General features: G+C 48.4%; 15 protein-coding genes and 1 riboswitch. Of the genes, 1 reads left to right on the forward strand and 14 read right to left on the reverse strand.

Features of this window, described 5'->3' with window-relative positions; genetic code table 11:
- Nucleotides 1-58: 58 nt before the first annotated feature.
- The 8 genes from purF to purE all read right to left on the reverse strand — a co-directional run bounded on the left by purF (nucleotide 59) and on the right by purE (nucleotide 8,849).
- Nucleotides 59-1,591 (reverse strand): amidophosphoribosyltransferase, encoded by a 1,533-nt coding sequence (purF, locus tag A8708_RS33785; RefSeq protein ID WP_082927982.1) that lies wholly within the window; start codon nucleotides 1,589-1,591, stop codon nucleotides 59-61.
- Nucleotides 1,576-3,819 (reverse strand): phosphoribosylformylglycinamidine synthase subunit PurL, encoded by a 2,244-nt coding sequence (gene purL, locus A8708_RS33790; RefSeq protein WP_068671337.1) that lies wholly within the window; start codon nucleotides 3,817-3,819, stop codon nucleotides 1,576-1,578. Before purL ends, purF begins: the two co-directional genes overlap by 16 nt.
- Complete coding sequence (gene purQ / locus A8708_RS33795; RefSeq protein WP_057311519.1) at nucleotides 3,797-4,492, reverse strand: phosphoribosylformylglycinamidine synthase subunit PurQ; 696 nt, start codon at nucleotides 4,490-4,492, stop codon at nucleotides 3,797-3,799. Before purQ ends, purL begins: the two co-directional genes overlap by 23 nt.
- Nucleotides 4,493-4,570: 78 nt before the next feature.
- A complete protein-coding gene (gene purS / locus A8708_RS33800; RefSeq protein ID WP_065850552.1) occupies nucleotides 4,571-4,810 on the reverse strand; it encodes a phosphoribosylformylglycinamidine synthase subunit PurS in 240 nt (79 codons plus the stop codon).
- A 115-nt stretch (nucleotides 4,811-4,925) separates the two neighbouring features.
- Nucleotides 4,926-5,813: a phosphoribosylaminoimidazolesuccinocarboxamide synthase gene (locus A8708_RS33805; protein ID WP_204787695.1), complete on the reverse strand. Its 888-nt coding sequence runs from the start codon at nucleotides 5,811-5,813 to the stop codon at nucleotides 4,926-4,928.
- A 57-nt stretch (nucleotides 5,814-5,870) separates the two neighbouring features.
- Nucleotides 5,871-7,166 (reverse strand): adenylosuccinate lyase, encoded by a 1,296-nt coding sequence (purB, locus tag A8708_RS33810; RefSeq protein ID WP_068671339.1) that lies wholly within the window; start codon nucleotides 7,164-7,166, stop codon nucleotides 5,871-5,873.
- A gap of 25 nt (nucleotides 7,167-7,191) precedes the next feature.
- Nucleotides 7,192-8,364: a 5-(carboxyamino)imidazole ribonucleotide synthase gene (purK, locus tag A8708_RS33815; protein ID WP_068671341.1), complete on the reverse strand. Its 1,173-nt coding sequence runs from the start codon at nucleotides 8,362-8,364 to the stop codon at nucleotides 7,192-7,194.
- Nucleotides 8,361-8,849, reverse strand: coding sequence for a 5-(carboxyamino)imidazole ribonucleotide mutase (gene purE / locus A8708_RS33820; protein WP_068671343.1), 489 nt, complete (start codon nucleotides 8,847-8,849; stop codon nucleotides 8,361-8,363). Before purE ends, purK begins: the two co-directional genes overlap by 4 nt.
- Nucleotides 8,850-8,964: 115 nt before the next feature.
- A riboswitch (purine riboswitch) is annotated at nucleotides 8,965-9,066 on the reverse strand.
- An 810-nt stretch (nucleotides 9,067-9,876) separates the two neighbouring features.
- Between purE and A8708_RS33825 the strand changes: the two genes are divergently transcribed.
- Nucleotides 9,877-10,437: a YdeI/OmpD-associated family protein gene (locus tag A8708_RS33825; protein WP_068671344.1), complete on the forward strand. Its 561-nt coding sequence runs from the start codon at nucleotides 9,877-9,879 to the stop codon at nucleotides 10,435-10,437.
- 13 nt (nucleotides 10,438-10,450) lie between these two features.
- Here the strand turns inward: A8708_RS33825 and A8708_RS33830 are convergent, their stop codons facing one another.
- The 6 genes from A8708_RS33830 to A8708_RS33855 all read right to left on the reverse strand — a co-directional run bounded on the left by A8708_RS33830 (nucleotide 10,451) and on the right by A8708_RS33855 (nucleotide 18,054).
- Nucleotides 10,451-10,723, reverse strand: a complete 273-nt coding sequence (locus A8708_RS33830; RefSeq protein WP_068671346.1) for a Fur family transcriptional regulator — start codon at nucleotides 10,721-10,723, stop codon at nucleotides 10,451-10,453.
- A 1,226-nt stretch (nucleotides 10,724-11,949) separates the two neighbouring features.
- Nucleotides 11,950-12,918, reverse strand: coding sequence for a pectinesterase family protein (locus A8708_RS33835; RefSeq protein ID WP_068671348.1), 969 nt, complete (start codon nucleotides 12,916-12,918; stop codon nucleotides 11,950-11,952).
- Nucleotides 12,915-14,453 carry an ABC transporter substrate-binding protein gene (locus tag A8708_RS33840; RefSeq protein ID WP_082927984.1) on the reverse strand — a complete coding sequence of 513 codons (1,539 nt, stop codon included), beginning with the start codon at nucleotides 14,451-14,453 and terminating at the stop codon, nucleotides 12,915-12,917. The genes A8708_RS33835 and A8708_RS33840 overlap by 4 nt, the downstream gene beginning before the upstream one ends.
- 98 nt (nucleotides 14,454-14,551) lie before the next feature.
- On the reverse strand, nucleotides 14,552-16,174 hold the full coding sequence (locus A8708_RS33845; protein ID WP_068671350.1) for an extracellular solute-binding protein: 1,623 nt from the start codon (nucleotides 16,172-16,174) through the stop codon (nucleotides 14,552-14,554).
- Between the two features lie 55 nt (nucleotides 16,175-16,229).
- The gene (locus A8708_RS33850; RefSeq protein WP_068671352.1) at nucleotides 16,230-17,111 is read right to left on the reverse strand and encodes a carbohydrate ABC transporter permease; all 882 of its coding nucleotides are present in this window, start codon (nucleotides 17,109-17,111) and stop codon (nucleotides 16,230-16,232) included.
- A gap of 25 nt (nucleotides 17,112-17,136) precedes the next feature.
- A complete protein-coding gene (locus A8708_RS33855) occupies nucleotides 17,137-18,054 on the reverse strand; it encodes an ABC transporter permease (RefSeq protein WP_068671354.1) in 918 nt (305 codons plus the stop codon).
- Between the last annotated feature and the right edge of the window lie 54 nt (nucleotides 18,055-18,108).

Below are 18,108 nucleotides of genomic sequence, written 5' to 3' on the forward strand. Positions count from 1 at the left end.
TTTTTTCCTGACCGTGGCCCCAATGCTGCCCCTAATCAGCCTTTAGCTGAATCATCCTTTAATCACAAGCACAACCGACCTTCGTCACATCAACAATTTCCGTTGGATAGCTGTTATCGAAACAAGCCGTACAATATCCGCTCTCTTTGCCTGCGGAACCTTGACCGATTGAATCCAGCAGTCCATCCTTGGTTAAAAAATGAAGCGAATCCGCGTTGATTGCCTTACGAATCTCTTCGATAGAGTTCATCGCCGCGATAAGCTCTTTGCGATCTGGCGTATCAATCCCGTAGTAACATGGGTTCATAAATGGCGGCGAAGAAATCCGCACATGAACCTCCGTTGCCCCTGCTTCACGAAGCAGGTTGACGATGCGTAAGGACGTTGTCCCACGAACGATGGAGTCATCGATCATCACGACACGCTTGCCTTCGACCACCTTGCGAACGGCGCTCAGCTTCATTTTGACACCTTGCTCACGAAGCTCTTGGCTTGGAATGATGAACGTCCGGCCTGTGTAGCGGTTTTTGATCAGACCCAGCTCATAAGGAATCCCGGTTTGTTCCGCAAAACCAATCGCAGCTGAAATACTGGAATCCGGCACGCCGGTTACAATGTCCGCATCCACGAATGCTTCCATCGCCAGTCGTTTACCCATCCGTTTACGAGCGGAATGAATATTGACGGTATCAATGTCGCTGTCTGGACGAGCAAAATAGATGTATTCCATCGCACAAATCGCGCGCTTGCTGCCTTCTGCAAAACGTTCCGAACGGAAGCCATCACGATCAATCACGATGATCTCGCCAGGTTGTACATCACGGAAATAGGTTGCCCCAACCGCATCGAAGGCACAAGTCTCTGACGCGAACAAGTAGGATTCACCCAGACGACCGATCATGAACGGACGCAAGCCGTTTGGATCAAGTGCAGCAATCAATTTATCTTTGGTGATAATAAGGAAGGCGAAACCGCCGATGACTTGATTCATCGCATCCTTAACGGCATCAACAATATCATCATGCTCGGAGCGAGCAATCAGATGCGCCATAACTTCAGTATCACTTGTTGTTTGGAAAATGGAACCCTTCCGCTCCAGTTCACGTTTGATAATGTTGGCATTATCAAGATTCCCGTTCGTTGCAATCGCTAGATCGCCTTCGCGGTATTTGAACACGAGTGGCTGTGCATTCGCAAGCTTGCTTTCGCCTGCTGTTGAATAGCGCACATGCGCGATAGCCGTTGAACCCGTAAGTGGATGCAAGTTATCATTTGTAAAAACTTCCTTCGCAAGTCCCATCCCACGGTAATAGTTGAATTTGCCTCCATCGACTGTACAGATGCCGGCACTTTCCTGTCCACGATGCTGAAGGGCGTGCAGCCCGTAATAGCATAGGGAGGAAGCTTCGGGATGACCATACACCCCGAACACCCCGCACTCTTCATTCAGCTTATCGAACAATCCGCCTTGGCCGCCAATACCTTCGTTGTAGTAGTCACCTGTCCAAAGCTCGTGCTGGCCTCCAGCTAGTTGCACTAGTGGAGCCTCAGGAAGCTTCAGGGCCTTGGATTGCTTTACGCCATTAGACATGGAATCGCATCCTTCCAGACTTTCGCCAGCTCGCTTACAGGAGACTGGAGACGCTGTTCGTCATTGATTTTCACAGTTAAGTAGGAACCTGTTACTTTTCCGATTTCTTGATATGGTACGCCTTGGGAAGCGATCCAGTGTTTCAAAGCATCCGCTTTGTCTGGTGTCGCGCTCAATACGATACGAGATTGTGTTTCACTGAACAATGCGAAATCAGGACGCAGTTCAGAAGTTACGTTAACTTCTGCGCCGATGTTTCCGCTGATACAGCTTTCTGCAAGTGCTACAGCCAAGCCGCCTTCGGACAAGTCATGTGCAGAAGCAACTAGACCTTCTTGGATCGCTTTAAGCACTGCGTTTTGCAGGCGTTTCTCGGTAGCCAAGTCCAACTCTGGAGGACGGCCTTCGGTTACACCGTGAATCACATATTGGAATTCGCTGCCGCCGAGCTCTGCTTTCGTCTCGCCTAGCAGGATAATGATGTCGCCTTCGTTTTTGAAGTTTTGCGTCGTGATGTGGTCTGTGTCATGCACAAGACCAACCATTCCGATAACCGGAGTCGGGTAGATCGCGCCCTTGGAGTTTTCGTTATAAAGCGAAACGTTTCCGCCGATAACCGGCGTATCCAAGAAGCGGCAAGCTTCTGCCATACCGTCCGTGGATTTCTCCAACTGCCAGAAGATTTCAGGCTTGTCCGGAGAACCGAAGTTCAAGTTATCCGTCACTGCAAGCGGCTCAGCACCGGAACAAACGATGTTGCGCGCTGCTTCGGAAACCGCGATACGTCCGCCCACTTCCGGATCAAGGTACACGTAGCGTCCGTTACAATCCGTTGTCATCGCAAGACCTTTGCGCGTGCCGCGGATCGTTACGACTGCTGCGTCAGAACCTGGACGCACAGCTGTTTCCGTACGAACCATGTAGTCATACTGGTTGTAAACCCACTCTTTGCTCGCTACCGTCGGGGACGCGAGCACGGATTTCAGCGCATCCGTCAACTTCGTTACCTCAGGGTAACGAGTTGTATCGATCGCTGCGCTTGCTTCGTAATAAGCCGGCACTTTGCTTGGCTTATTGTAAACCGGGCACTCGTCAACGAGTGCGCCTACAGGCATGTTCGCCACGACTTCACCGTGGTGAATCAATTTCAAGAAACCGTCGTCGGTTACTTTACCGACTTTCGCACAGTGCAAGCCCCAACGCTCGAAGATGCCTTTCGCTTGCGCCTCATCCTTCGGCTCTACAACGAATAGCATACGCTCTTGGGACTCCGACAACATCATTTCATACGCTGTCATGCCTTCTTCGCGTTGTGGAACTTCATCCAGGTACAGCTCCATACCGTTCCCTGCTTTACTTGCCATCTCAGCGGAGGAACACGTAAGTCCCGCTGCACCCATATCTTGAATTCCTAGCACGATGCCGGAATCGATTAACTCTAAACAAGCTTCTAGGACTAGCTTTTCCATGAACGGATCGCCAACTTGTACCGCTGGACGCTTCGCTTCGGATTCAGCCGTCAATTCCTCGGATGCGAATGTCGCACCGTGGATACCGTCGCGGCCAGTTGCCGGGCCTACGTAGAAGACTGGGTTGCCTACACCTTTGGCAACACCGCGTTGGATCATGTCGTGGTCGATTAGACCCACGCACATTGCGTTAACGAGCGGGTTACCCTCGTAGCTCTCGTCGAACATCACTTCGCCGCCGACTGTCGGAATCCCGATACAGTTACCGTATCCAGCGATACCGGAGACAACGTGCTCGAACAAGTACTTCACGCGATCGTTTTCCAATTTACCGAAACGCAAGGAGTTCAATAGCGCAACTGGGCGTGCGCCCATGGAGAAAATATCACGAATAATACCGCCCACACCTGTCGCCGCGCCTTGGTAAGGCTCGATAGCGGAAGGGTGGTTATGACTTTCAATTTTGAAAACAACCGCTTGGTTGTCCCCGATATCTACAATCCCTGCACCTTCACCAGGTCCCATAAGAACGCGAGGTCCTGTAACTGGGAATTTGCGAAGAACAGGTTTGGAATTTTTGTAAGAACAGTGCTCGGACCACATTACGCTGAATACGCCGATTTCTACATAGTTCGGAGTACGACCAAGGAAACCACAAATCTTAGCAAACTCCTCGTCGGTTACACCCATTTGCTTGTAAATCTTCTGTTCCGCGATTTGTTCCGGGGATGGTTCCTTAGCGGATAGCTGCTGCGTCATGTTTTTCCCTCCAAGCACTTAGAATTGATGTGAACATTTTCTTACCGTCTGCGGAGCCTAGAATCTCATGAATGGCGCGCTCAGGATGGGGCATCATACCCACTACGTTCCCTGCTTTGTTGCTGATTCCTGCGATATCATCAAGTGATCCGTTCGGGTTGTTGCCCGCTTCATAACGGAACACGATTTGGTTATTCTCTTGCAAATCTTTCAATGTAGCTTCGTCACAGTAGTAGTTGCCTTCACCGTGCGCAATCGGAATGTTGATCAATTCACCTTCCGCATAATCACGCGTGAACGCCGTTGTATTGTTCTCAACTTTCAGAACCGCTTGGTGACAGCGGAATTTCATGCCGTTATTGCGCAGCAAGGCCCCTGGCAGCAAACGAGCTTCCGTCAACACTTGGAATCCGTTACAAATACCTAGAATGTACTTGCCTTCTTCCGCAGCTTTCACGACAGCCTTCATGACATTCGTAAACTGAGCAATCGCTCCACAACGCAGGTAATCCCCGTAAGAGAATCCTCCTGGTACTAGGATGCAATCATATTTGGACAAGTCGCCGTCCGTATGCCACACATAGTCAACGGGTTGACCAATTGTATCTTCAATCGCTTTGTACAAGTCGATATCGCAATTCGATCCCGGGAACACAAGAACCGCAAAATTCATGACTTCTTCCTCCTAAAAGTTGTGCTGTAGTAAAACTTCAAACTCTCTCGCAAGCATGTACGTGGGCTAACCCTCTTATTACACTAGTTCGTAACGGTAGTCTTCGATTACTGTGTTTGCAAGCAACTTCTCGCACATTGCTTTTACGCGTGTTTCCGCTTCTGCTCTGTCTGTAGTACCAAGCTCAAGCTCCAAATATTTACCGATGCGCACTTTGCCAACTTCTTCGAAGCCCATGGAGTGAAGTGCTCCTTGAACAGCTGTTCCTTGCACGTCCAATACGTTCTGTTTAATCGTTACATAAACTGTTGCTTTCATCGTGAAATCGCTCCTCAGCGTTATTTTAAATATAGTTAGTAAGAATATGTTTCACTTATTACATCGGCTATATTTCTTGATAAACGCACCCATCCATCAAGGACTGCGTAGCCGTTTATTTCGAGTCAACCAAGCGGTGCAGAATGCCTTTATATCGGTTCGAAGTCTCTTCCACTACGGATGCTGGAAGTTCGTCCGGTTCACTATTTTTGTCCCAGCCAGATCCCGCCAAATATGTGCGAACAGGCTCTTTGTCCATGGAATCAATCTCGATATCCAACGCATATTTATCTTCTGACCAATAACGGGAAGAATCCGGTGTGAAAATCTCATCAATTATAATAAGTTCGCCCGCATAAAAACCGAATTCAAACTTCGTATCTGCCAAAATAATGCCTTTTTGCTCACAGATGGAATGCGCCAACACGTACAGCATGATGCTGCGCTCTTGCAATGCGTAGGTCAGCTCTTCACCAACCAACTCTTTCATTTGCGCTAGCGAAATATCTTCGTCATGACCGACATCGTTTTTCGCTGCTGGTGTGAAAATCGGTTCTGCCAAGCGCTGATTTTTGCGCAGGCCTTCAGGTAGTGGAATACCGTTAATTTCCCCGGTTTTCTCGTACTGTCTCCAGCCATTCCCCGTAATGTAGCCACGCACCACGCACTCGATGGAGATACGCTCTGCCTTTTTCGCTACAATAATACGTTCCTTCAACAATTCACGATCTTCCGCACTTGGAATAATCGCTTGAAGCTTCTCAACATCCGTGTGGATGATGTGATTGTTCATATAACCGCTAGTAATACCGAACCAGTACTTGCTGAGTGCATTCAGCACATACCCTTTATCCGGAACACCAGGCTTCAAAATATAATCAAAAGCCGAAATTCGATCCGTTACCACGATCAAAAAGCTATCGCCAAGATCATACAATTCACGTACTTTGCCTTTGTGCACAAGGGGTGCATTAATCATTTCCTCAGCTGTATCTACGATCACGCCTGCGTTTGCCACGAATTCCACTCCCTTTCCCCTAGGTAAATGTATCTCTATCTTCTAGTTCAAACCAAGACGGTCAAAGATCGTACTTACATGTTTCAAATGCCAGCTAGGATCGAAGCAATCTGCGATTTCTTCTGGGCTAAGCACTTCGGTGATGACCGATGTGTTCTCAACGATTTCGCGGAAGGAGCGTTGCTCTTCCCATGCTTGCATCGCTCTCGGTTGTACCGTATCGTATGCTTGCTCACGGGCAAAACCTTTGTCGATCAACTTCGTCATCACGCGGCCAGAGAAAGGAACATCGTACGTGCTGCGCATGTTGCGTTTCATATTTTCAGGGAATACCGTCAAATTCTTGATGATGTTGCCAAGACGGTTCAGCATGTAGTTCAACAGCTGCGTCGAATCTGGCAGGATGATACGCTCTACGGAAGAATGCGAAATATCGCGCTCATGCCATAGCGTCACGTTCTCATAAGCGGACACCATGTGTCCACGAATAACACGGGATAGACCAGAAATGCTCTCGCAACCGATAGGGTTACGTTTGTGCGGCATTGCGGAGGAACCTTTTTGACCTTTGGCAAACGGCTCTTCCACTTCACGGAACTCGCTCTTCTGAAGCGCACGGATTTCTGTTGCGAATTTGTCCATGGAAGTCGCGATTAGCGCTAATGTAGCCATGTAATCTGCGTGGCGGTCACGTTGCAGTGTTTGTGTCGAGATTGGAGCTGGCGTTGTGCCTAGCTTCTCGCACACATATTGCTCAACGAACGGATCAATGTTCGCGTACGTGCCTACTGCTCCTGAGATTTTACCGAATTGCACGCCATTCGCAGCGGTACGGAAACGCTCCAGGTTACGCTTCATTTCTTCGTACCATAGCGCCATTTTCAAACCAAATGTTGTTGGCTCTGCATGAACACCATGCGTTCTGCCCATCATCGCTGTATCTCTATGTTCGATCGCTTTATTGCGAAGAATTTCAATGAAATTAATGATGTCTTTCTCCAAAATTTCGTTTGCTTGTCTCAATAAGTAGCCCATCGCTGTATCAACAACGTCAGTTGAAGTCAAACCGTAGTGAACCCATTTGCGCTCAGGCCCCAATGTTTCGGATACAGCACGTGTGAATGCAATAACGTCATGACGCGTCTCTTGCTCGATTTCGTAGATGCGGTCGATGTTGAAGCTCGCTTTTTCGCGCAATACTTTGACATCTTCCTTCGGAATAACGCCAAGCTCTGCCCAAGCCTCGCAAGAAAGAATTTCTACTTCCAAATACGCTTGAAATTTATTCTGTTCTGTCCAAATGCTTGCCATCTCAGGGCGTGTATAACGATCGATCATGTTCCGTTCCTCCAGTTGTTGTCTTTTACTTACTTTCCCAAATGCCTGTCTGTTCTATCCAAGTCAATGCTTTCTCAACATCGTCGGTTAAAAGGTTGATGTGACCCATTTTGCGTTTCTCTTTCGCTTCTTTCTTGCCGTACAAATGAAGTTTGGCAGAGACGCCTAACGTTTCATTCTCTAGGAAGCCTGGATCCGCAAGTCGATCGTGCAGCGGCGCAATGTGCTCGCCTAGCAGATTGACCATGACCACAGGCGTCAACAATTCCGTTGAGCCCAGAGGCAAATTACAAATCGCGCGTACATGCTGCTCGAACTGCGAAGTCCGGCAAGCTTCCATCGTGTAATGCCCGGAATTGTGCGGGCGTGGCGCAAGCTCGTTGACGTACAGTTGACCATCCTTGGTTAGGAATAGCTCAACTGCAATGAGCCCGATGACACCGAGCGACTCCGCGATACGAATCGCGAGTTCTTCGGCTGCCTTCTGCACGGGCACTGGAATACGTGCCGGTACGATGGATTCGTGCAGAATATTATGTACATGTATATTTTCAGCGGCAGGAAATGCTTTAACCTCACCGCGTGGACTTCTAGCTGCAATAACGGATAATTCTTTGTCAAAATGAATGAATTGTTCGAGCACTAGCTCGGTTTTGGCGCGGCTTAGCGTTTCATAAGCTTCTGCGACTTCGTCTAAGGAGCGAAGCACCCATTGCCCTTTGCCGTCATAACCGCCGGTTGCGGTTTTGAGCACGCATGGAATGCCGAAGCGCTCAGCCGCTTCTCTAAGGTCCGCTTCGCTTTTGATCTCTGCATAAGGCGCTACTGGCACACCTGCTGCTTCAATCGCTCTTTTTTCACGAAGACGGTGCTGGGTCGTGTATAAAAGATGACTGCCTTGTGGAACATAGGACTCTTCCATCAAGATATTGGTAACGTGCGCGTCGACGTTCTCGAACTCGTACGTGATTACGTCCGACAGTGCGGCCAGCTTTCTAGCTGCCTCCACGTCGTCGAAATTCGCCTCAATTTGCGTCGCCACTTGCCCGCAAGGTGCGTCCTCTGTCGGGTCGAGCGTCACGAAGCGATACCCCATATTGCGTCCGGCTAGCGTCAGCATACGGCCTAATTGCCCGCCGCCAAGGATACCGATGGTTCCGCCTGGCCCAATCACCTTACCGCTGGAAGTGTCACTCATAGGTTGTCACTGCTTTCTAGCACCGTTTGCGTGATGCGCGCACGGCGTGCTTTCACTCTCGCTTGAATATCTGGGTCAAATGCGCCCAGAATTTGTCCAGCGAGCAAACCTGCATTCGTAGCACCTGCATGGCCGATCGCAACGGTAGCAACCGGAATGCCGCCTGGCATTTGCACGATAGAAAGCAAAGAGTCCATACCATTCAGCGTAGACGTTTTGACTGGAACACCAATAACCGGTAGCTCCGTTTTGGCTGCAACCATTCCTGGTAAATGCGCCGCACCGCCTGCTCCGGCAATAATGACTTGTAACCCACGTTCGATAGCCGATGCTGCATAATCAAACATCAGATCTGGCGTTCTATGCGCGGAGACAACCTTCTTCTCATACGCTATACCCAGTTCGTCCAACATATCACAAGCATGCTTCATCGTTTCCCAATCCGACTGGCTTCCCATAATTACACCAACACGTACCGTCGTCATCTTAAACCCACTTTCGTCACCTATATAATAGAAAAATGCCCAGAGCTAGAATTCACGATTCTACACGCTGGACAGCAAAAGAACCGAATGCAAAAAGACCATCATTTCCTATGGTTCCCCTCATTCGTTTCCTCGTAGTCCAAAAATTCATGGTTTTTGGGTAGATACTTCCAGGCCTTATTCCTGATTTTATACGAGTTGATTCGACATTTTCAATTAGTGCGGCTTCATTTCCCGCTTTCCTAGTTTACTACCAACTGACGTGCCATGTCAATTTGAAAAAACGAACGTTTTTCTCTTATTTCTTTTAAATAGTTCGCTTTTTAGGCGCAATTTCTAGCTTTTACCTGTTGCAGAGTAAAGCTGCATTTCTCAACGGTTTCTCAACATCTACATGGAATCCTGCGATGTCCCCTGGACATCTATATTACTTCTGTAACAATCTTTCATATTTTTCGACAATCACGAGTGGTAGGCCACGGTCTGAGCGTTGTCAGGCCGTGGCTGGGTAGCTTCTGGGGATTAGCAGGATTTTCTACATCTATTTCTAGCGAAAACTAGCCTTTGGAGCGTTTAAATGGATTTTCTACATCTAATTTTGCTCGAAATGCCCCATTTGACGAAATCCGCCTGAAATAACGGGAGAAAATCCAGTTAGTTTGCCGAATACCCTGATTCCGCTTGAAATAGCTGCATAAAATCCAGTTAGCTTGGGTCAGTTTGTTCAGAGATAACACCTTACATCATCCCCCAGCTATCAAACAAATAAATAAACACACTGACATAAAGTTGTCAGTGTGCACCGTTTACAATACTCATATAGACCATACTTGCATGTTGATAATATGGATGCCACACTTACAAACTTGAAGGCCATGGAGCCGTAGAGTACGAACCATCTACACACCGCAGCGAAGTATTCATCACGGCTTCCGTCATCAATCCTTTTGGCAACGTGCTCGGCATTAGGTACAATGCTCATTATTTGCAAATCGTAACAACCACTAATCGGAGGTGACTATCATTTATGATCATAGATAAACTAGTACAAGTAGAAACGCGACAAGAATGGCGTGAGTGGCTAGTTAACAATCACAATACAGAGAGTTATTGTTGGCTAGTTCCTACTCAGCGCACTTCCATGAGTTACATTGACTTTGTGGAAGAAGCCTTATGCTTTGGCTGGATTGACAGCACAACAAAGAAAGTTGATGACTCCCACACAGCACAACGCTTCTCCCCTCGGAAAAAAAAGAGCAAATGGACAGAGCTCAATAAAGAGCGTGTCCGGCGGTTAGATAAATTAGGCCTCATGACAGAAGTTGGGCATGAAGTATTGCCTGATATGAACACGGCCTCTTTCACCATAGATGAAGATATTTTGAGGCAATTGCGTCAGGACGAAGTGCTCTATGGTCATTTTCAATCCTTGCCAGCACTCTACGTGAGAGTGAAACTCGACAATATTCAGTCGGTACGAAAAGACGCAACGTTGTATCAGAATCGTTTGACCAAGTTCATTGAACATACCCGTCTCAATCAACTATATGGACAATGGCATGATTACGGTCGGCTACTGGCGTACTAGTATTCAAATTGACTTACGAACATACGGCAGCTTCATATCGTAAAGAGGTTCCTCCAACCGCCAACTCATTCACTAATCCTAGCTGTTTAAAAACGTGCAGAGAACTGTTAACGGTCATTGCGTTCACATGCGGATACTCGCCGACCATTGCCTCGCAAATATCCTTCACCGCCACGTAACTTTCCTGTTCATATAGATACGTTAGCAACGCTCGCCGTTGCGGAGTTAACGGGATATTTCTAGCTCGCATCCGCTGTAAGGCTTGATTCAGATCATGTTTGACCATTAGGGTAACCTCCTCTTTCATTTCTCATTGTATGGTGTGCATCGACTTAGGGTTCGATCATTGCACCTAATGTCGTATCTTGATTCAGGGCTGCCATAAGTAATGGATGAAAAGTATAACATTAATTATAATTATTATAATATAATAATAATTATATTTTTATCGATAATGATTGTCAATACGGGTAACTTTTCCATTACGAAGAAAAACCGCCAAGGAGCTATCCTCCTGATGGCCTATAGCAAGCTAATCGCTCGTTTCCCCCTCCCGCTGCGGGGGCGGGCTTCTCTTTAAGGCCCAAAATGGGCCTTATCCTTCGGCTGCCACGCCGGGGGAACGCATTAGCGCCCTTTTTGGGCGCTATCTCTCGTTTCCCCCTCCCGCTGCGGGCGCGTGCTTCTCTTAAGGCCCAAAATGGGCCTTATCCTTCGGCTGCCACGCCGGGGGGAACGCATTAGCGCCCTTTTCGGGCGCTATCTCTCGTTTCCCCCTCCCGCTGCGGGCGCGGGCTTCTCTTTAAGGCCCAAAATGGGCCTTATCCTTCGGCTGCCACACCGGGGGGAACGCATTAGCGCCCTTTTTGGGCGCTATCTCTCGTTTCCCCCTCCCGCTGCGGGCGCGTGCTTCTCTTAAGGCCCAAAATGGGCCTTATCCTTCGGCTGCCACGCCGGGGGGAACGCATTAGCGCCCTTTTCGGGCGCTATCTCTCGTTTCCCCCTCCCGCTGCGGGCGCGGGCTTCTCTTTAAGGCCCAAAATGGGCCTTATCCTTCGGCTGCCACACCGGGGGGAACGCATTAGCGCCCTTTTTGGGCGCTATCTCTCGTTTCCCCCTCCCGCTGCGGGCGCGTGCTTCTCTTAAGGCCCAAAATGGGCCTTATCCTTCGGCTTCCACGCCGGGGGGAACGCAATAGCGCCCTTTTTGGGCGCTATCTCTCGTTTCCCCCTCCCGCTGCGGGCGCGGGCTTCTCTTTAAGGCCCAAAATGGGCCTTATCCTTCGGCTGCTACGCCGGGGGAACGCATTAGCGCCCTTTTTGGGCGCTATCTCTCGTTTCCCCCTCCCGCTGCGGGCGCGGGCATCTCTTTAAGGCCCAAAATGGGCCTTATCCTTCGGCTGCCACGCCGGGGGGAACGCATTAGCGCCCTTTTTGGGCGCTATCTCTCGTTTCCCCCTCCCGCTGCGGGCGCGGGCTTCACTTAAGGCCACGCGCAAGCCGCTATCGTGTCTTACCTCCCGCTCCGTACCGACGGATCCCATCCATCGTCACCTGCTAGAACTCGCTGGGCTGTCCACGCGGCCGACTCACCAGCCGGCAAATCCAATGCCCACTCAACGCGCCCACTCGTTACAGCACCAGGACCCACACTCCCGCTCTCCATGTACACAACCTCATCGACCGGTTCCTGTTCATTCCATCGATCCCAGCCAGCAGCCTTGATATGGGAGCCTATCCAGCAATCTATGAATGCAGTCTTCGCATAATTCCGCCACGGCCTCCCTAGGCCAACTGACTGCTCAGGGGCATCACCAGATAGCTTACACCTCAGAAATACATAACCATAGGGAACTTCCTCCGGCGTAGAGGCTGCTGTAATCCAGCCGCGTCCCAAGGAAACAATCTCACAGTCCTCAAACACCGCTGTCGCTGAGCCAAAAATAAAATCAATATCCCCCTCCACATAGCAGCGTTCGTAATACTGCCTCACTGGACGTCTCGGCGCACCTTCCCTTGGACCGCCAAAGCTGCCGCGGTCTCGCGGTTTCGGTGGTAGCGGTCCCGTGAACAGCGTGTCCTGATGGCCGAGGAATCTGCAATCGCGAAAGGCTACGCAGTCCCCATCCACATAAGCGGCCAAAGCTTGCCCTACGACGTCCCCACTTCCTGCTGTATTCTCAAAGGTAATCCCTTCTACCGTAATATGATCCCCACCTATATAGGCCGTGTAAGAATGAAACGTGTGGTAAGGTTCACCGCTCGGAAACACCTTTTTCGCATAATCATCATAAGAAATCACGGTCGTGTCCGCTCCATCGCCAACTAGCGTTATCCATGATTTATCGATATATAACTTCTCTTTATATATACCGCTTTTAATATGAATGATTGTTGGCTCTGTCTGTCCCTCTGGGATATGATGAACAGCCTCTTGTATGCTCAGGAAGTCGCCGCTCCCATCTGCTGATACAGTAATCATGATTTTTCACCCTTTCTACTTGCGCGGTATGCATCAAATTGCCGTTGAATTTCCGCAATCACATGCGTCATTCCCGCATCTTTTAATTTGACTCTGAAGCTAGCCATTGTCGTTGTCCAATCCATCTTGGCATCATACAATTTCGGCAAATACTCTGTAATGATCACATTGAGCTGGGCTATCTCCGACTTAATTGGAGCCAGATCAGGTACAAAGCCGAGCGTCGGGGAAACGATCGCTTCCTTATCCCAATCCCGCAGCTCCTTGCTGTATGCAGGCGAGATATAAGTACTAAACCGAGCAAACCGGATATCATTCCAAGTCCAACTAATCGGGTTATACTGATGCTCAGGTGCGATACCTTCATAAACGATAGCCTCGTCCTTTAGCTTGTAATTCACATCTTTGATTCCATAGGTGAAGAGATCGTAATTCTCCTGACTGCTTCTCAGCCAATTGAGGAAAGCAACCGACTCATTCACATGCTGGCTTGTCGAAAATACCGACAGAATATTGTCAGCCCCTGCGTACAGATACTTCGGCTTCTCTGGATGCAAATATACATTCTCCAGCTCTCCCGTTGGAAGCATGGCTTTGAACGCATCAATTCGCTCGGTTTGCTTCATGACAACACTCCAGGTTGCGGCCACTTTGCCTGAGTTAAAAGCAAGCTCTGGATCCGGATATTTCGAGGTATCCGACGGACCATAGGGGATATAACCCTTCTCTTGCCATTCATGCATCTTCTCCATGATACGCACGAAGAAATCCGACTCGTAGGTATCTCTGACCTTAAGCTGCGGATCCGCTGGGTCAATATAGACTGGAGCATTCAAGTACCCCCCCGCGAAAAAGGCAACATCTCCATATTCTCGAAGCAAGAAACGACCCGTGTCGTAAAAATAGGGCGTCATAGTCGGTTCATTCTGATGAATCGTCTCCAAATACCTGTCCATATCGGCCACTGTTCTTATCTCTGGCAACCCATACTTCTTCCTCAGATCACCTCGAATCTGCACGAAGCTCTGAAACTCTGCGATCGGCATCACACGAGGGATACCGTAGATATGACCGTTAATCGTGACACCTTGAAATGCGTAATCTGGGGTGCTGTTTACGATCGCAGGACCATAATCGCGCAGCGCATCATCCAAGGGGGCTAATACTTTCTTCGAAACTAAATCCGCAATATTCGAATATGCGGATAGGGCAATATCGTAAGGCTCCCCGCTTGCCGCATTCAGCCACATTTTCTTCCAGTACTGATCATAGGGAATATAGGTGAATTTGAGCTTAATCGGCAGACCGTCCTTGGCTAACTTGTTCTCAACAGCTTGGATAACTTCATCTTGGGCAGCCGGCTTCTCCAAAGGAAACAGCAGATGCAAGGTAGTTGGCGCTAGATCTTGCCCCGTTTTGTTCGTGTGCGATGCTCCTGGTATCAGCCCAGGGTCTTCACCCTTGCCAACGAATAGGACGACACCAATCGAAGTACAGATCACGATGAACAGCAGCGTATAGGTGAGTCTTCTCATCCTGAGACCGTCCTTTTCGAAATTCGTCGCCGCAAAATGGATAAACACAGCAGCCCTATCCGCGGCTGCTGTGCTCGTTACACATACGACGATCGTTATTATTTTTTACTGGCTGTGAGATAACGGTCATATTGCGCTTGTCTACCTTTGATGACATCCTCAACACCCATACTTTTCAACGACTTGATATAGCTATCGAATTTATCTAGGCTTTCCTTGCCGGTAATAAACTTGATATTCATTTCGTTCACATAGGTTGTAATATCTGGCATCACCGTATTCTCTTTATCCGCCTCAGCTTTCAGCGCGTAGACGAATGGGAATGGTGCTTTGATATATTTCTCCATCTCTTTATCAATCTTAGCATGCCATGGCGCTACCAGTACATCCGTTGCATCGACGGATTGCTCAATCGGCAAGTTCGTTGGATTGATACCGAATTTCTGGATAAAATCATTATCCTTGCCCTTTTCCGTAAATTGTTTCTTACCGTCAACCACATCAAACGTCTGTCCTTTCAGTCCCCACGCATACATCTCCTTGGATTCTTCACTGCTCGCATAGTCCAAGAATTTGAAAGCCAGCTCTGGATCCTTCGCATTCTTCGAAACGCCGAATATACCAGTGATGGGATTACGACCAATATAGAACTGATCGCCATGCGGCCCTTTGAATGGTGCGATCCCTTTAATGAGCGGCTGTGCAGGATCGTAATCCTTGAACAGCTTGCTATATACCATGGAGGTATACCAACTAAAGTTAAATGTAGCGCCTGTAATGTTTTGCGAGAATTTCGATGTAATCTGATCCGCAGTAACGCTGGCGAAATCCGACTCTAACAATCCCTCTTTATACAAACTATTTAAGTAGGTTAAATACTCCTTATAGTTCGGCTCATAGAATGAATAATGCACTTTACCGTCTTTGTCTGCGTAGAAGTTATTCGCTAGATCCAATCCGAATACAGGTCCAAATGCACTCGCTAGTTGATTAGGCGCTACGGAGAACGGGATTTCATCCTGTTTGCCATTGCCATTCGGATCATTCGCTTTGAACTTGCGCAGCATATCCGTGAATTCATCGAGCGTTGTTGGCTCTTTGAGATTTAGTTTTTCCAGCCATCTGACATTCACCATAAAAGTAGGCATATAGTTCTTCGTCACAGCCAATTGCGGTAGATAGTATATCTTCCCGTCTGGTGTCGTTAAGCTCGCTTTCAGCGCAGGGTATTTCTCGAACAGCTTCTTGATGTTCACGCCATACTTATCGATATAATCGTTCAGAGGTTTGAACAAGCCTCCCTGAATGTTCTTCATCGTCTGATCCTGGTCCAACTGATAGATCACATCGGGAAGATCGGCTCCTGCGGCAAGTCGCGGGCTAATTGCATCCTGATAAGTCGATGGCGGAAGCAGCTCCCAATTGACGGTAATGCCTGCTCGTTTACTCAACTCTTGGACAATCGGAGCTTGATTGAGATCCACATTGTTCGTCCATGCATTCGTTGCCAGAATTTTGAGCGAACCGGCTTTATCGGTAATTGGCCCTGTGCCTGTGTATGTGAACCCCGCTGGTGCAGCACTCGCATCGGGTTTCGTCGTTGCCGCCCCCGTGCTTGCAGCAGGCTCAGCGCCGCTATTACTTGTACAGGCTGCGGCTACCATAGCGAATAAAGCAGTAATCAGAGACAAACTTGCCGTTGTTTTGAGTGTTTTTTTCATATACGAACCCTCCCTTAATATATAAAGCCCAGTTATCTATCCAGCAAGAGTATCGCTACCCTTTGACTGCACCTAACGTGATACCACGAACGAAATACTTCTGAATGAACGGATAGATCGTAATAATCGGTAAAATGCTGACAACAATCGAAACGTAACGAACCTGCAGCGTTGAAACAGCAAGTGCTTTAGCCGCTGTCTCTCCCCCCATTTTCTGCATAATCTCAGGTGAGGCCATGATAAGCACTCTTCGCAGGAAAATCTGCAGAGGCTGGAGCTCCGACTTCCCGAGATACAGCAGGGCATTGAAGAAATCGTTCCAATGGGCAACGGCATAGTAGAGAGTTAGTACCGCTAACGTCGGTTTTGTAAGCGGTATCGCAATCCGGAACAGTAAAGTGAAATCCTTGGCGCCATCCATATTGGCGCTCTCAAATATCTCATTCGGAATCGCCTCGAAGGCTGATCGCAAGATCATGACATTAAAGGTGCTTACCAGAACAGGCAGAATCATCGCCCACCTCGTGTTGTAAAGCCCTAATTCCGTGATCACCATATAAATGGGAATCAAACCGCCAGAGAAGTACATCGTGAATGCGATGTAGAAATTGAGCTTTCTCCGCAGGAAGAATGCCTTCCTCGAAAGCGGATAAGCCGCTAAACACGTGGCCACTAGATTGAAGACTGTCCCCACAACCGTATACCAAATGGTGTTGTAGTAAGACTTCCACAACTCCGAATAGCCGAGCACCATTTTGTACCCATCAAAATTTAGATTAACAGGTAAGAACGTAACTAACTTATTGTCAATCGCTTCTACTGAACTCATAGAGATGCTGACTACATAAATAAAGGGATATAAGGTCACAACGATCGCTAGCGCGACAAGACTGTACACGATGACATAAAAGCTCCGGTCCGTCCATGATTTAACCATGAAGGCCTCCTTTCTTAAGTCGCGGTTACCACAACGACATATCGTTCACACGACGACTTGCTTGGTTGGCGGCATATACTAAGATGAAACTGATAATGGAATTGAATAATCCGACTGCTGTAGCAAAGCCAAAGTTCTGTGACTCGATCCCTTGCCTGTATACATAGGTTGAGATCACGTCAGCTGTTTCGTAAGTGGCGCCGTTGTAGAGTAGATACACCTTCTCGAAATTCACACTCATAATGCCGCCGATAGAGAGCAGGAACAGAATCACAATCGTTGGTTTCAAGCTTGGCAGCGTGAGATGCCATACCTCTTGAAATTTGTTAACGCCATCAATCTTTCCAGAATCGTACATTTCCTGATCGATCCCCATAATAGCCGCGATGTAGATAATGGAGCTGAAACCGAAGCTTTGCCAGATCCCCGATACCGTAAAGATGGATCGAAACCATTCAGGCGCCATCATGAAATTAATTTTGGCCATGCCCATGGAAGCCAGTAACGTATTCACAATTCCGTCCGTTGGCGACAGGAAGTTAATGATCATCCCCGCGATGACAACCGTTGAGATAAAGTGCGGCAGGTAGGTCACCGTTTGGGCAAACCGCTTGAAGAAGCCATTCTTAATCTCGACAACGCATATGGCAAAAATGATGGGAATCGAGAACCCGATGACTAGCGGATAGAACGCAAGCAAGAAAGTGTTCCTCAGCAGTCGCCAGAAATAACGAGAATGGACGAACTGGTCCAGCCATTTAAGCCCTACCCATTCGCCCCCGAATACACCATGTCCCGGTGTAAAGTTTTTGAAAGCAATGAGGATTCCCGGCATTGGCAAGTAACAAAATATGAAATAATACAGAAACACCGGTAAAAACATCAGCAGCAGCAATTTATCTCTGCGTATCAGCTTGATGAGCAGCGGTTTCTTATCCCCCAATCACTCCAGCTCCTTTCAATCAATCATCCAATAAGTAAATTCTAGCGCATGATG

The organism is Paenibacillus oryzisoli (assembly GCF_001653565.1).
GTDB classification, from domain to species: domain Bacteria; phylum Bacillota; class Bacilli; order Paenibacillales; family NBRC-103111; genus Paenibacillus_E; species Paenibacillus_E oryzisoli.